The 18124-nt window shown below is 29.5% G+C and carries 3 protein-coding genes; all 3 read right to left on the minus strand.

Annotated features, from left to right (window positions below; all coding sequences use genetic code 4):
- Positions 1-75: 75 nt before the first annotated feature.
- From KQ878_RS01795 to KQ878_RS01805, 3 genes are read right to left on the minus strand one after another with little or no spacing between them, the layout of a single operon-like run.
- A complete protein-coding gene (locus tag KQ878_RS01795; RefSeq protein ID WP_216567815.1) occupies positions 76-8889 on the minus strand; it encodes a hypothetical protein in 8814 nt (2937 codons plus the stop codon).
- Positions 8889-17639 carry a hypothetical protein gene (locus KQ878_RS01800; RefSeq protein ID WP_216567816.1) on the minus strand — a complete coding sequence of 2917 codons (8751 nt, stop codon included), beginning with the start codon at positions 17637-17639 and terminating at the stop codon, positions 8889-8891. Before KQ878_RS01800 ends, KQ878_RS01795 begins: the two co-directional genes overlap by 1 nt.
- Before the next feature lie 14 nt (positions 17640-17653).
- The gene (locus KQ878_RS01805; protein WP_216567817.1) at positions 17654-17875 is read right to left on the minus strand and encodes a hypothetical protein; all 222 of its coding nucleotides are present in this window, start codon (positions 17873-17875) and stop codon (positions 17654-17656) included.
- Between the last annotated feature and the right edge of the window lie 249 nt (positions 17876-18124).

Here is an 18124-nt window from a genome sequence, read left to right on the forward strand (position 1 = left end):
AGAGATTGTCTGAAATAATTAATATTGTGGACAAATAACAAAAAAGCAAGCTTTTTGCTTGCTTTAAATGACAGATTATTTAGTTGGTTTTATGTCCTTGAACATAAATCTAAATACACCGGAGTTATAAACAGTCGATAATTTCTGGAACTTATCAACAACACGAGTATTTTTTAATGTTTCGGGTGTTGTACCTTCAGATCATATATAACACTCTGCAGAACGAGGGTTTTTAGTTCATATCTGATCATTCCCAACCGCTATATCCAAATCATCTCTATTACCTTTATCACAACCAGCTCCAGTATTGTTAAGGTTATACAAAGGAGATGAATTATTATTATTACCCTCGGTTTGTCATACACTACCATGAGTAACCAATCATTTACTGAAATCAATATTAGATCAGTTATAGGCAGTTTTCCCATCTTGCTCCCATGTAATTGTCGGTTTGATTGATGGGTCATTTAATTGTCTATGTTTTGCCACAATTCATGTTTCAAAACGAGTGGTAAATAGATAAATATTTTTAGTATTAGCATCATAATCAACCGCGAATCTCATCGATACTGTTGTGGCGGCCGGCATTGTTTTTTCATCTTGAATTATTTTGAAATTACCTTTTTGTTTGGCAGTTACAGTTTTGGTATTATGATCAATATTTGAATTACCGATCAATAATACTGAAGGTAAAACTGCTTCTATATAAATTTGATGGTATTTAACTCTAATTCTCAGCATTTGCTTACTTGAATCAGCGTTTATTTGACTAAATTGTTGGTAAATGTAGAATTCAGGGAATAAGAATTTAAAGTCAAATTTAGAATCTTGAGAGTTTATAAACCCAGTTCTCTCACTAACATTTCCACCTTTTATATCATAAATTTTATGATTTGCATAATCAATAATTACTTCATCAGTTTCATCGACAATTCCAAACGATTTTTTAAATGTATTGAGAGTTTTAGCACTAATTGAGTTTAAATCGTTTTCTTCCCAGCCGAGTTCATCAGCTTTAGCAATAACTTGTTTACTATTGTAACCCAAATTATTTTTGTTGTAATCTTTGAAGAATATATCTGCAGAGCCGTCAAGAAGTTTGAGTTCATCTTTGGTTGTAAAGGAAATCTCCACAGTTCTATCTGTTTCAAATCCTTTGAATTCGCTATAAATTGAAAGGTTTGAAGGTTGATATTTGTATCTAAGTTTAATCTTGATGCTTTTAGCAACTTGTGAACTCTTCGTTTCTTGAAGGAACGAATTAATGTCTGGTTGTTTAACAATATAAACCTTCATATTTAATGGATTATAAATAGAATCATCGTCTAATTTAGTAAATTTAAATTTATCAAACATATTTAAGAATTGGTCATTGTTTGTAATATCAATTTCTGTTTGAGATGAATTTTCCATTCCATTTGTAATTTTTTCAAAATTCGTCTTAAATTCTTCACGTGTTATCGATGGCTTAGCAACTATTTGGTAATATGGTTTAACAAGGTTTTGTTGTTCATCGGGATCAACAGTACCAATAACATTTTCAAAGAATAAATTACTATTAGTATTCGCTCAATTTAATAATGTTGGTAACTGAGTAAAAATGTTCTTAATAGCATCATTATTTGTTGTTGTCGTATTAAATTCCTTAACTCAATTATCAGAGTCATTATTTTTACTAATTTTACCTACTTCAGACGTAATTAGAGCAAGGGTTTGCCCATAAACTTGTTCTAAATTGCTCAATTTCGGTTCATTGCCTCAAGTTATAGTTGATTTAAACAGATATTTGTAAATTTCGCTTAAATCTATACGTTTTGCAAGTAAACCTGATATTTCGTTTTTAAATGTTGTAATCATTTGGTCAAATTGAGTGATAGATGAATTAATAGAATCAACATAATTTTGTAAATCATTTGCTGATGTTGAAGCAATCATTTGAGTATATTCGGTTTTATTTTTTTCAAAAGCTGAACTAAATTCATTGAAATCTTTTTGAGTTTGAATTAACCCTGCTTTTTCAAATAGGGTTGTACCATCTTTTTCTTTTGAACCCGCTTTGAATGTAGTATTTAATAAATCAATCAAACCAGTTTTATCTTTAATCATTTGGTCAAAATCAATTCTTAATTGTTTAATAAATTTTTCAATTTTATCTTTAGCGTTATTTATTAATTCAAAGTTTTTATTCAAGTAGCCAGTCACAAAAGTATCTTGACCAGCAGGCGCGTCAATTTTGACGAATGAATTGATGCGTGCTCCTAGAGTATTATTATCATCAATAAATTGTTTAATTAAATCTTTTGTTTTAATTATAGCGTTAAAGTTATCTTTGGTTTTTTGTCCTCACAATGAATCAATCAAGAATTCACTAAAATTTGTTAAGTTAGTTAATGATTTATTTATTTCATTGTGCTGAACATCAAAAGCATTTTTAATTTGACGTTTGTATTCATCCAATGCTTGCTCAATTAATTTATTAACTGATTCAATAACTTCCTCAGGAGTTGCATCTTCTGGTTTTGTATAGTTTAAAACATTAACGGCATTTTGTTCGTAATTATCAAAAAGTGACGAACTATTGGCATTGTTGGATTCTAATTTTAAAGAATCTAATAATTGTTTAGTTTTAGTTTTTAATGATTTAGCAGAAGCTATTTTAGAGGAAACAAGTTTACTGATTTTTTGGTCTATTTCAGACAATAAGGATACCTTGAATTCTTCGTTATTTTGTATTATTTTATTAGCATTTTTTGCATTGTTGACCACAGCACTTAATGAATCATATGCGTTTTTCACATTATTTGAATCTACGTTTTCTGTTAAACCGCTGCGTTGTAATCTTAATAACGATTCAGCCTCACGATATTTAGTTGTTAATTTTCTTGAGTTTTTAATTACATATTTAATTGAATCATTACCTTCGCCAGATAATCATTTATCTCTTAAATCATAGTAATTTTTAGCTGGTGTAGTGTCTGATAGAGGAATTGCTTTTAATTCTTTATTAAATTCGGTAATTTTTGCATTAATTACATCTTTTTCCTCTTTGGTAATTAAAGTGTCATTTTCTATTTCACTTTGAATTCTAGCACTATCTTGGTTAACATCTAAACGGACCATGTGTAAATCTAAAAGTTTAATATTTTTATCAATTTCATCTTGTTTAGCGACTATGGTTGAATCGGTTGGAATATCTTGTCTAAATAATAACGTTCCTGAATCAATAGCTTTTGATAATTGATCCTTATCTTGAGAAATTGAGTCATTAAGAGGAACTAATGAGTTATTAAAATCATTGACTTCTTTTAATTTAGTAGCTAATTCCAATAATTTAGGCATAAACGATTTAAGGTTATTTACCATCACAATTACATCGTTCATTTTAGAATTATCCTTGGCATTTTCTGTATCATGCAGTAGAGTTTCAATTTTCTTATCAATTTCTCTACCTAAATAATGTGTTTTTGTTGCAGAGTTGTAATCAGAGCTGTTTTTAAACTCATTTAATGAGTCTAAAGTGTCTTTACGTTTATTTCTTAGTGTGGTTTGATTTGTTAGTTGACTTTTAATTTTGGTTATTCTTTCTTCAATTTGGGAAGGTAAAAGAATTTCGTTGTCATTAGGTAATATATCTCAAAGATTCTGGATTAACGCTTTTTCGTCAGCAACAGTTACATTATATTTAGGAACACTTTTTCGTTCGGTTTTCCATTCTTGAATTATTTTAGATACTTCATTTAGCACTTTAATGAATTCTAGAGCCTTGACAGATTTTTCTTTGACGAGTGAAATTCTAGCATCTTTGGCATTACTATCTTCATCAATGTTGTTATTTGCTTCACTGACAACCGAATTTAATCAGTTTTGTAATTTTTCTGTATTTTGTGTGCCGCTAATGCCGTCTTTTTCAAAGAAATCAACAGACTGGTTAATATTTTTTGCCTCATCAACAGTACCACTTATTTCAAGAGTTTCTTTAATTCTATTTTTTGCAATTTCAATTGCTTTAATTATTTCAATAAATTTTTCTCTATTTTCTTGAACTTTTTGTTCAACTGAATTTTGAGTATCAGTTTTGGTATCGGAACTAAACAGGATTCTCGCTTTGTCAATAAGCGGTTGTAAATCACTTGTAAGATAACTTTTTACAATGTCAGAAATAGTGTTAGCATTTGCTTGCCTTAATGTTTCTGCTGAACCTACTTGTAATCCTAACGAATCATAGTAAATTTTATTTTGATTAATGATTTCGATTCTGTCTTTGATTAAATTTAACGCATCTTTGTTTGCGATTTCTTTTAAGTTTTCAGCCAATATACTATTAATAATTTTAGCTGAGTTTTGAGTTAATGAATTATCAACCAAATTACCTAAATCTACAGGTTTACCCATAATTTGAGTAATTACTTCATTAACTTTAACTCTAATTTCATTTGAATTATTGTTTAATTCAGGAATTGATCTGAAATTATTAAAGTGTTGCAATAGCATGTTTGCTTGCTTTTTGTTTTCGCTCTTCAAACCCGCTTCAGTTTTAATTCGTTTTAGTTCACTTAATAAGGTTTTGTCTTTTAAATTAAGCTGTTCTGTGGTTAAAGGTTGATACTGAGCTCCTAATAAAGCATTTAAATCTTCAAGAGCTTTTTTATGAGTGTCGATATCTGGGTCATTTTCGTATTCATGAATTAAATCAATAATATCTTTTTGACGGTTATTGAAGTTTTCCATAGCATCAATATTTTGAATAATTAAATCTGCGGTAGCGCCGTCAATATTTTTATTAATTTCATTATTTAATTTGTCTTTAAATGCACCGACGTGATCCATCACGTTAGAAGTTCCCGTAGGTTTAGTGCTGGTTGTATTATCAATTTCTTTTTCAACAAATGCAGAATATTTTAATAATCTATTTTGAACGAGATCTTTATTGTAAGCAAATCTCATTGCTTTTTCTGCTTGTTGCATTGAATCAATTGTTGAAGTCAGAATATTAGCACAATCAGTTACGTAATTTTGACGGGCTTTTTCATAATCATCAAAATTAGTGTATTGGTCTGGTTTGGTCTGTTCATGATATGATTTTTGATCAAGTTCAGCAACAAACAAGTCAATACGTGCCTTTTCCTTGTTGTATGTAGCAATTAATTGTTCTTTTTCAGCATTTAAAGAAACCACTTTATCATGCAGTTCCTTCGCTTTTTGAAGAATAGCTTCGGGGGTATAACTCGTATTTTCTATAACGTCATTATATGTTGTTTTGTTTGTTTTAACAGCCGTTTTTACACTAGCTAACAGAGTGCGTTGTTCTTGGTCCGGAGATAATACTTTGTTTAACTCGTTAACCATTACTTTACGCAATTCATGTTTAGCTTTTGCGATTTCAATAGCTTCAGTGATTTTTTTCATTTTGGCTGCGGTCATTTCACTAGTATCGCCTTTAGCAGGCATGTTTATTTTAATGACTTCACCTAAATTGTTTGCCTCTTTGGCTGACTCGCTTTGTATTAAAGCAGGGTCGCTTTGAATGTTTTCTTTTTCAATTATTGCCCGTTTAATTTGCTCAATTAAATTATTTTGAGCAGTCAATACAGCAACGGCATCCTTAGCTGTTGCATCTGACTTGGCTTTGTCTTTCTCTTGAGCGTATGAATCTATATCCTTAATCGCTTTATTAACAAGGTTTTTCAATGTGTCGGCACTTTGTCCGGTAATAGGATATGCTTTAGATTGAATAGATTCATTACGTGCTTTGATTTGATCCTTGCGAAATGCCAAAACTAGACCATCATTCATTTGAGATGTTTTCTTAACAGCATCTTCAATACTTGCAAGAGTTGGCATCTCTTCACCGGCTTGAATAACCTTAAAAATACCATCCATTTTATTCTTGATCAACTCAGAATCAGCAATTGCTTTAGGAACTTCAGAACGTTTGTCTGGACTTGCATTAAACTCTTCAGAATTAGCTTCAAAAGTTTTCAAATTGTCTTCAATTTCTTTAACCTTAGCAATAGATTGTTTAAGAAGTTCAGCTTTTTCAAGAATTTTTTTCTTTTGTTCTGTTGTTAAGTTTTCTTGTTTAGATTCCTTAATTAAATCTTCTAAACGTTTACGTAAAGCATTTTCACCAGATGAAGTTTGTTTGCCTTCTTCAGCTGGATAATATTTATCAATATCTGCTGTAATAGCCTTCAATTTAGCTTCAACAGAGTTATTGTTACGTTTTTCTTTTAAAGTTTTAATTAGTTCTGTAGCTTGATGTTGGAGCTTGTTGATTTTATCTAAATTGACAGGATTTTGCTTAAGTTCGTTAGAAATTTGTGTTTTGATAACATCAATTTTTTCAAATTCTTCAGTAAATTGTCCTACAATGTCAGCATCCGCTTTAATCTCATCAACTACTTTGTCTAATGATTTTAGCGAGTCTTTTAAATCCCTAATAATACTTGTTGAATTTTGAATATCGCCGATTTGATTTGCAACATCATTTAAAATTTTCAATTGACCACTTTCAGCATTAGCAAAATTATTCGAATTTTCTAATTGCATTTTTTGGTCATGAGTTAAATTGCCTTGGCCGTTTTGTGAACGATCCAGAGCACCAAGTAAATCGTTAATGTTTTGAGCACGCTTTTGCAACAAGTCTTTATTAGATTGTAATTTATCTAGTTGAATCTTTTCGTTAGTGGTATACTCATGCGGATTTTCTGCAGTTGGGTTAAATGTTCTTTCAGCAAAAATTTGAGCTTGCAAACGATTATAAGCGGTTTGATTCTGAAGAATAGTTGTTTCTAAAACATTAACCAGAAATTTATATTTCTTGATTTGATCTAAAACAACTGTTGAAACAACCGGATTAAATTTCACAGAAACAATTTTTTGAGTTTCAGTATTTAATTCATTAATTAATTTTTCAAGTAAAGTTGTATCAATTTGTTGCGATTCTAAATCATGTTCCTGTTGCTTAGTTAGTTGATTTAATAATTGTAATGATGATTTCATTAACTTAACTTCAGCATTAGTTTTCGAATATAAATAAGATAGTTCAACTTTTTGTAACGATCTTAATTGTTCTCTGATTGAATATTTTTTAGCAACTATTTGATTAGTGACTAAATCTACAAAAATATTTGCATCAGAAATTTGGTTGATTAAATCTGTCGCTTGTTGCTCAACTAATTTACTTAGATATTTATCTTTGACTTGTTGAGGATAATCATTAAGGTTTAGGATAGAATTTTTGATTTGATCCTTAATTTCATCTAATTCTTTTCTGGTTTCAATTAAGGTTGACATTGCTTCTAATTTCGAATCAACTAATGATTTGATTTTTGCTAAATCAGTATTATTTTCAATAATTTCATCAATTTCTCTATTTAATTTTAATATTTCTTGTTGAGTGACACATTTAGCATTCTTATTATGTTCTTGTTCAAAATATAACAATGAATTTGAAAGTTTATCGTTGAAATAACGTATTGAATTTAAACGCGATGTATAACCCAATACTTGACTCAATAGTTTCGCCTTATCAAAACTATCTGGTTTTTCATTGTTGGTTAAAGCAACTATATTTTTCTCTGTAATTATCCTGTTTCAAACATTTTTTAATTTTGATTTAGATAAGTATTGATAAGAATAAACACGTTCCTTCAGTTTCTGGATAATTTCAGTATTTGATAGCGATGAATTATTTAGCACGGAATGATAAATTCTAATATCTTCATTTGCTTGGATGATATCGTCTTTATTTTGACTTGATTCTAACTTAAGTTTTGTGTTGTTTAAGTAGTAATCAGAAAGTTTGAAGTAATTGTTAATTGATTCCCTAATTAAAAGACTATTAATTTGTGAAGTATTTAAAAGTCCAGAATCTTCAATAACTTGAATCATTGATTCAATAAGTACTCTATTTTCTTCAATAGATTTGTTTGATTTAACCAAATCTATTAAATTTATAAGTTTTTTAATAACCTCAGAATTAGCTTCATTTTTATTATTGGTTATAGCACTATCAAATAATGTTTGTCCAACACTTTCAACATTAGCATTAACAAGAGATGTTATTTCACCAGTAATTTTTACATATTCTTCATTGAATTTTGTATTAATTTGACCTTTAGCATCAATAATTTTGTTTTCTATAATTCTTTTATTAATTTCGATGTCATTGATTCTAAATTCTCTAGCTAATACATCATGTTCAATTTGCGATATATTTTGACTGATGGTATTTTTTAATGCTTTTGTTGGCAATAATTTGTTTAATTCTGCGATATTATCATCAAATGTATTACCATCTTGTATTAAATAATCATTAATCAGTGAGTCTTGCTTTGTTAAAAATTTATCTAACTCGTTTTGATAATTTTTAACTCATTGGACACGTTGCGATTTACTAATTTTATCAAAATCATGCAAACTAATTTTTAGGTTTGTAAGTTCGTTTGAACCAAATTGGCTTACCAAATCTTTTTCTCTTAAACGGTTAGCTTGATCTGATAATAAAACATTTAGGGTTTTTAAATTGTCTTTAGAAATTTTATCTAGGTTCGCAACATTATTTGCGAAATTGAAAATGTATTTTTTATGTAAATCATTAATTCTATTGATTTCTTTATATTTTGTTAGGACTGAAGTATCAGGATTTGAAAGAATTAGTCTTGCTTTATCTCTTTCTGACTCAAGATTTGCTTTTTCTTCAGGAGATAAATTAATTAAATCAACATATTTGTCAAATAATTTAATCGAATTTTCAAATTGTTTTTCAACGTAACTTTGTCTATCAAAATTTGCTCTTTGTTCAAGCAATGATAGTGTTGTAGCACCGGCCGCAGCTAGTGAACCAACCGTTATTAATAATCCATTTATTGCGTTTTTCTTTGTCATTATTCATCTCCTTTATCTTCATGTAATCTTAAAAAGAAATCGTATTTATCAATCCCTCTAATAGAAGTAGGCTCGTTCATTGATTTTCAACCTAATTTATCGGAACTGGTAAATGAACCGGATCTTGATGCCCGATTACCTTTATCAGTAAATAAACCAGCAAATCTTTCAGCAAATTTATTGGCATAGAATTGAACATCTCGGCCAGGGTATTTAATTTCAAGATCGACCTTATCACCTTTCGGTAGGTATACCTCTCAGTACATTTCAAAATTATTTTTATAACTTGCGTCATTACCTTCTCACGAGTTGTAAATTACCGTTTCTTCCCAACCGTGAAGAACTCCATATCTGCCTGTTCCCTCTTCATAAACTGGGATGGTGATACCATATGGCATTCAGTTAGTGTATCCGTTTCCTACTCATTCAAGATCTGAACCAGATTGGATTCAAAACATAATTTTTTTACCATTTGATAATGAGGCGTGTTTTCATGTGGTTCCACCCATTTCAACGCCACTATCTTTAAGTCTAATCTTAAATTTCATGTTTTCAGTACTATTAGAAATATCTATATTTCTATCTACCTTTTCAATATCCTCCACCTTCAGATGGTTCGGGTTCGAATGTTTAGATAATCTATCAAACATTGCATCATCTCAATGTTCATCATCAAACGTTACATCTTCAGTAAAGAATGACATATTATTTTTAGTTAAATATTTACCAGCACCTTTATTGACAGCAGCCATGATGTTTGTATTCATGGTTTTATTATTTCAACCGGCTCTCGAGGCTTCGAAAATAATCGTGTTTCTTTGATGATTATTGTTTTCTGCACGTCCTTTATCTTCAGAACCTAAATTATCTTTTTGAATCCTCATGAATGATTGCGTGTTAAAAGTGACTCAGATATCGTTAAACGTCAAACTCATTGAAGTAACATCATTGAAAAAATTAGTAGAGTTTTGCGGTTGATTGTAAACAACTTTTAAGTTAATTTTTGTTTTCTTAATAGATGTATCTGTTTGTAGAAATACTGGCAGTCACGGATCAGAAGTAGAAGTTCTGGTTAAAAACACCTTAACGTTATCTAAGTTGTAAGGAGTAACTCCTTTTAAGATATTAAATGTCTTAAACAAATCAAGAACTTCTTGATTTTTAGTGATATCAACCTCTAACGAAGTATTTTGATTCTGAATTTTATTGATTTTTTCAACAAAATCTTCAAGCAGAATATTCTTTTTAGGCTTAATATTTTTCATATTTTCAGAATTTTGAGCATTAATGTAATCAAACATGAAGTTTTTATTCGAAGGGTTATGCATTCAACCATAAAGAGCGACCGATGGTTTGAAAATATTGGTCAATGCACTTTGTTTGGTATTAAGAGCTAGTTGGGCATCGGTTAATAAATCATTTGATATTGATTGTTGAGTTAGTAAAGAATCATAATCAATTTTGTACGAATTAATAAGGTTTGCAAATTCTTTGTTAGTAGTTTTGTTGTTTTCTCTATTGTTTGCACCGGCAATAAGTTCTAACATATGAGTTAGTTCACGACCTTTAATAAATTCTGAATATAGACCTATTAAAGTATCTGTGTTATTTTTGGCGTTCTTAATTTCATTGGTTGATCCATATATTAATAAATCGATGTCCTTTAAAGTATTTAAAATTGCACGTGTTATTTCAAAATATTGGTCAAATTCATCCTGAATGGGTTGTTTAACTTGTTCATTTATGTCTTGATTGTAGTTAATAGTTAATTGTTTTGTTTCAAGTTTAGTTAAATCGCTATTGATTTGGTCTTTTGATGTACCAACTTTAGATACAGCAGCCATTAACGAACTATGTTTATCATTATTGTTATTAACCTTTTTATCAAGAATATCAATATAATCGCGTAATGTTTTAGTGTTCTGAATTATAGAAGGTTGCAACTGAGCATTAAATGAATCAATTTGATTTTTCAATAATTCAGCTGATTTTCTACTTAAATCTTTTACTGTTGTGTAGTTTTTATCAAGAGTATTAAATGATTTTTTCAATGATTTACTATATGTTTTAAAGTTATTATCGACGCTTGATAAAACATTCATAGCTTCGACTACATTATTTTGATAATCATTCAACAATTTATCAAGACCTAATGAGACGGCTAGTTTTTGAGCTTCGGCAGAATTTAATGTTTCGGTTTGTCCTTTAGCAGATACACTTTTACCTGTTAATAGGTTTACATAAGCTTGCAATCTTTCTACTGCCAATGTTAAACGATTTTTTTCGTATTTTATAATTGCTTGTTTTTGGGTTTCTAAAACTGTTTTTGCAGAGACAAGATTATTTTGGGTAGTTTTAATGTTTTCTAATGTGTCAAGTGTTGGATTGTCGTCAATAACATTTACAGCCTTGTTTGTGAAGTCTGTCATAAGCGGAGTTTCAGTTTGATTGTATGAATCGGTAAGATATGACTTAACATCATCAATTTCAGATTTTAGTAAACGTGTTTCGGTTTGCTTTTGAGATTTTAATTTGGCAATGATTCCTTCGGTAGTATTTGTCAAGTAGTAAATTGAAGCAAGTTTATCATTTTCATTGTGTGAAACATTATTTAAATTAGTTGTAGAAGAGTCGATTAATGAATCCAGTTCAGTATATAGCGCTTTCATTGCATCAGTTTCAGTATTTCTATAATCAACATCAACTGTCGTTGGCACAAATGATTTAACTTCATCTATTGCTTTTCTAAGATTTATACTATTTTTTAGACTAACATCAAAGCTGTTGATGCCCTTGATTAAATATTTCTCTTCAAGAATTTTAAGGCCTTGAATATCAATACTATCCTTGGATTTTAATTCGACTATCATTGCATTCAAAATAGCACTTAATGGAGTTTTTTCGTCTTCTGATAAGTCTATATTTGCTTTAAGCTCATTTAATTTTTTTGAGTGAGAAATCAATAAATGGATTTTAACTGTATCTGTTTTAATTTGTTTTGTTTTTGTTTGTACATTAAATGAGTTAATTTCTTTAAAATAGAAATTATTTTTTACAGTTGTTGCGCCAGTTTTGTTGATTTCTTCAACTTCATTGGTAATTTTATCCAAAAGTTCCGTTAAATCTTGTGAAGGGTTTGATTCAGCTTTTGCTGATGTTACTTCTTTTCTGGCTTCATCAACAATAATAGCTAATTCAACATATTTACTAAATAGTGAATGTGCGGTAAGAGCCTCATCTTTAAGTTTTTTGATTTTTTCCAAATCATCAGTCGATTTAACATTAGAAATTTCGCCTAATTTCTCAACATAGAATATTTTTCGATCATTATTTAATTCACTGAAAGTTGCAGAACTAACATTCTTATAATTATTTGTAATGTATGTACCTTCATCATCATAGGCTTTTTTCAATGCTTCAAACGCCTCTTTACGTGCTTCGTAAAGCTCTTTTGCTTTTTTGAAGTTTTCTGGTAATGTTTTAAATTTAATTGTTATATCGTTTGATAAAGCAGTTGAGTCAAAAGTATCTTCAGGCACTGACACAACTGAATCTAAAACAGACTGTCCAAGATTCAATTTATCAATTTTATAACCATAAACTTGATTGTTGAATAATCAATCTTCTTTATTATATTCTTCAAGTAATTTTAATTGTTTTTCTACTAATTCCTTAAATTTAACTACAACACTATCAAGTGACTGAATTTTTGTGGTATCCGAGTTAATTAGTGGGTCTTTTGCAAATTGTTCAAGCTTTTCATAATAACTTCTGGTTTTGGTTTGTTTTAATTCGAGATCTTGTTCTCCATTTAGACCTAGTTTATATGTTGCGCCTTGAACTAAGGTTTTTAACTGCATCATATTTTTATTTAATGAATCAGTCTTATTTAATTTTCTTAAAGTGGCTTTAATAGTTTGCTTAATATTAGTTAATTTACTAAATTGTGATGGGTCTTTATACGCTTCACGAGCTTGTAGAAATTCTTTTTCAAGTTCTTGTTTGATTGAGTTAACCACATCAATTACAGGGCCAGTTGTTTCATTGATAGATTTAACTTCTTCTTCGACCGATCTAACCACTTCGGCAAGATCTAAAATATTATCAATGTTATTTCTTATAATTGCAATTTTACTATCAATTTCTAAAATAGATGCATTGTCTTTGTCTTTGTTGCCTGTATTAGGGACATTTTTTAATTCCTCTTGATATTTTTTTATTAGTCCTTGAGCACCGGTGATTGCTTCTAGAGATTCAGCATCATGTTGATTAGATTTATATTTATTTTCAAACTCTGTTTTTACAGCGTCTATACGCTCGCTTTCGTTTGCTTTCAATTCCTCAAATGATGTTGAGTCCATATATTGATTATGTAATGCAATTGTTGCATTATCAATATCTGTCACCAAGGCTGATTCGGATGGCACCGATTCAATAAGGGCTTTTTCAAGAACTGTTCTCTTATCTTGCTGGTCAGCAACTTTCTTAATTCTATACACAACTGTTTTTTGTTCATCTAGCAGAAGTTTCATTGACTCAATTCTTCTCTTTTGCTCAATAACTTCTTCAGGTTTATTAACACCATTAACAACATTGTCAATAGAGTTAATTATAGTATTAATTTTTTCAATCAAAGATTCTGGGTTTTGACCATTTATAATAATTAAAGCAGGATCAGATTTAATTGCATTTTGTAGAATATTTACTTTTGCTTCTAATAATGCTTTTTCGTTTTTAAATGAGTCTTTTTGGAAGCAGATATCAAACTGTTTTCTAATATTTTCAAAATCTTCCATAATTGCTCTGTCATGAGCGCTGGGCCCACCTTCATCAGGTGATTTTGTACTGATAAGAGCATCAAATTTAGCTTTCAATCTCTGAATTTGAGAACCATTATTAATAGTTGCGCTTTCATCCTCAACTAAAGTATCAAATTTTTGTTCTTTCTCTTTATTTAGTAATGATTTTAATGAACCGGCTACACTGTTTTTAATATTATTAAAATCAGCAACAATTTTAAGTTTAGCAACAGAATATTGATCTACATAAAGTTTAACCCTGCCTTTAACTGCTTCTAAATCAGCTTTGGTTGAACTTGGATCAGCCAATTTAACCTGTTCGGCAGCTATTTTTTCTTTAATTTCACTATCAATTTTTGCAAAAATAACTCTCTTATTTTTATTATTTACAGGTGAATTGTGTTGATTTTTTTCAATTTGTATTAATTTATCTAATTCTATTTTGGCTTCTTTAGATGTTTCGATTTTAGCAAGCATTTCTTCAAGAGCAAGAATTTTATCATTTATTTTATTAGGTTTATCCGAAATAACGGCACGACTATTATTAATTACGCCTTTAAAATTAGTACGTAATTCTGGATATTCTGTTTCACTGATTTTTGAAAATTCGATAGCACATTCTTTTATTTTGGCAAGGAGTTTTTGTTGGTCGGCCAGTTTAGCGGCTACTGAATCAGCATATAAACTAGATGTTTGATATATGTCAGCAACCTTTTGTTGCAATGTTTTTATTTCATCGCTCAATAATTTAATTTGTTTATTGTTTTGAGCTATTTTTTCTTCAGCAGTTACAATTTGAGATTGATTGTAAGTTTGTCTATCGTCTTTAATATTTAATTTTTCTTGATATAAATGATCTAATTTAACTTGTTTTTCTGCGATTTCGGTATTTAAAGATTTAATTTCGTTATTTACCTCTTCTAATTGTAATAATGCTTTGTTTTTCTCGGATTCAAAGATGTTTATATCTTCAATCAACATGCTATATGGATCACTGGTAATTTGGTCAGGCCCAATCTCGCTAGAAGCAATTTTATGATTATTTAAAATTAATTGTTCTTTTTTAAGTTTTGCTTTGGCCACATTTTGTTTAATCTGGTTAGTTAAATCATCAATATCACGATTTTTCATATTAATTCAACCACGATTGTGTTCATCAGGGTTGAACATTACATTATTAATAATATCTTGTAATTCTTCAATTTGAACTGATATATCTTCATTAGATGAACTCAACTCATCAGCAATCGCTTTTATGTCTTTCTTAGCTTGTTCGGTCTTAAATAACGAATCTTTTTCTGCATCACTCTTTAAGCTTAAAGCAACGTCGCGGGATTGTTTATGCTCAATGATAAGTTTTTGTAAGCTTAATTCCATTTCAGACACTACCTCAATAGCATCACGAAGGACATCCATTTGATTAGCCAATTCCTGACGGGCGTCTTTTTTATCTAACTCTGAATCATAGTGGGTTCTATCATCATTAATAACTTTGGCTTTTTCAATTAGTTTATTCAAAGCATCGCGCATTTTAGCTTCAGCGGGTGTAAATTCTTCACCAGGTTTCCGGTTTTTGGCGAATGTATCATCAAGTAATTTTGAAATAACACCCGAGGCATTTTGCGCTTCAAGATTACTACGTTTTATGCTGAAATCTTCCACTGCTTTTTTAAGTTTTTCTTGGATTTCAGGTAAATTGTGCTGCGTGGGATCGTTAAGTGCTTGGTCGGCTTGTTGTTTTAAAGTAGAAAGTTTTTTCAATTCTTCAGCAAGATATATTTTAACGTTGTCATTATCTTTAACAACTTCCAAAATGTTTGAAGCTTCATCACGAGTTTTTTCAAGGTCTTTTGCTTCAGTAATTTTTTGCGCATAGACATCTTGTAATTCGCTCAATTCATTAATACGTTGTTGTTTTTGTTCGAAAGTTAATTTATCATTAGTTTGTAATAACTCAATTTCGTTAGCGATTTTAATTACATGTTCGCTCAATTGTTTCTCAACAGGAGAACCTTGTTGATTTCAAGATTCATTAATTTTTGCCAATGTTTCTTTCGTTTTGTTGATAACAACATTAGCTTCATTAGAAATAATTGATTTATCGCGTAAATCTAAAGCAAACTTAACTAATCCACCATCAATAATATTTAAATTATTAGGACCTATTTGTTCTGATGTGAAGGCTGCCATTTCACCACGCATGGCAGTTGAATTTACTTTAACCAGTTTTTCAAAAAGCGGTTTTTCCTGTGACCATAATTTTTTAAGTTCAGGAGAAATGGTGTCTTTATCAATTTGTTCTTGGATTTGAGATAGTAAAATAGATAATTCTTCTTTGTTGATGATTCTTTCGACTTCAACTGCTTTTTCATAGTTGTCAGCAATAGTGTTTAAATTTGCAGTTTTAAAATCAACTGAAAGTAATTTCTTGTTAGTTTCGGTTAAAACATTTATTTTATTTGAATCTTTCACAATTGAAACGCGAGAAAGATCACTACCGGTCGAGAATTCAATTTGTTGATTTAATTCAGTATATTTTTGTTGATAAAAATCTTTGATTTCCTTAGTTGTCTCAACTATGGCGATTATGTCATTTAGTTGACTTACATACTTAAAGAAATCATTGTAAACTAATTGGTCTACATCGGCATTTAATTGGTTAGATAATTCTTCATCATCACTTAGGTTATGTTTAATTGTCTTTTTAGCGTCCAATAATACTCTGTTTGCAATTCTAATTGAATTAATTTGTTTTGCTAATATCGAGATTGCTTTATGAGAATCGGTGCGGTCTTGTCCGTCAATGAATTTTTGTGCCGCTTTTAATGAAGTTTCAAGTGCCAATTTAAATTGAGGTTCAATTTTATCTAATATTTTTTTACCTTCATTAATCACCTCTTCAATATAGCCCTTAAGTTCTTCACCTGATAAAAAGTAAGTAGCAGTTCTGTTTGTTATCGAAGAAACATAATCGCTTAAAATTTGTCCCATTTCAACATGTGTATCATCACTTAAATTAACCACATTGAAGTTTAAATGTCCTTTGTTTTTTTGGACAAACAATTCGACCATATCTAACTCTGCGTAGATTTTATCTTTAGTTGATAGCTCAAGATCGAAGGCTGAAACCTGTTTTTTAGCTTCAATTATTTGACTTAAAATCCTATCAACTTGTTGTTGATTATTTATGGTTTCAGCATCATATAGTTTTGCGCTTTGCATATCAAATAATTGACTAAGAGTTTCAACATTATCTCTTGAAATTACATTTTGTGCCAAACGGGTGTTAATAAAATCAATTGTTTTGGTAACCTTATCAACTTTTTTAGCTAAATGAAGGTTGTCGTTATTTGCAATTATATCTAATACAAAAACATTTGTTTTTAATTCCAAATCAAAAACAATCTTATTTTGTAATTTGTAAATTCGTGCGAATTCTTTAATAAACTCTTGATTATTTTTATTTTTAGTCAATTTTTTTACCGCGTTGTTAAAATCGTTCAACAAATCAGGCGATTTAATTAATAAACTAAATTCTTTTATTGCTTGTTTAATTTCCTGATCTGTCTTTGCTTCGGTTAGTTTCAATGTTGGAATTAAGGATTGAAGACTATTTCTGCTATCAAGCATATTTATGATAGCAGATCTCGAATCATTAGTTTGATCCTTGACTCTATTTGCTATCAATTGCTTTGAAGAATTAACTGCAATTCTTAATTTTTCTTTTGATTCTTGACTTCAACTCTCAACACTATCTGTCTTCAATAAACTCTCGGCATTTTTAGTGACATCATTTAATTGTGTATAAGCGACCGTTTGGATATCTTTAACGTATAAGTCGGCTTTTGAATGCAACAAAGGCACAGTAATGCCTAACGCCAAAGCTGGGATTCCAGCTATCAATCACGTTGCTAAAGCTTTTCTTTTGTTTTTCTTTTTGTTTTCTGACATAAAATCTCCTTTTGTTATTTATTAAACAGATTAAATAATCCGTGGGCACGCTGATTTACTGTTCATAATAAACCATCTTTGTGTGACCCTTGATATATTAAAAAATCTGCTATATACGCTATCGCTAACGCTATAACTACAATAAATATAATTGTAAAAATAATTGTAGTTACTTTGAGCGCAACATTCTTTTTGTCTTTTATTTGCGAAATGACATTTTCTGATGTTTGATTCATAAAATCCTTCCAATCTATCCTATCTATTTCTAGTTCTAGTTCTAAAAAAATCTAGATAATAGAATAATAGATAAGATTATTAATTTTATTTATTTTCTAATTATATTCCATTTACTTTGGATTTTACATATTACAAAAAATACATTTTTTTCATCAATAAATCTGTCTTTTATGATTAAAAAAAGATTCTTTTTTTGATTTTTCGGTTCTTTCATATTTAAAAAAATAAATAAAAACTGAAAAAATTTA

Source organism: Mycoplasma zalophidermidis (genome assembly GCF_018913985.1).
GTDB classification, from domain to species: Bacteria; Bacillota_I; Bacilli_A; order Mycoplasmatales; family Metamycoplasmataceae; genus Mycoplasmopsis; species Mycoplasmopsis zalophidermidis.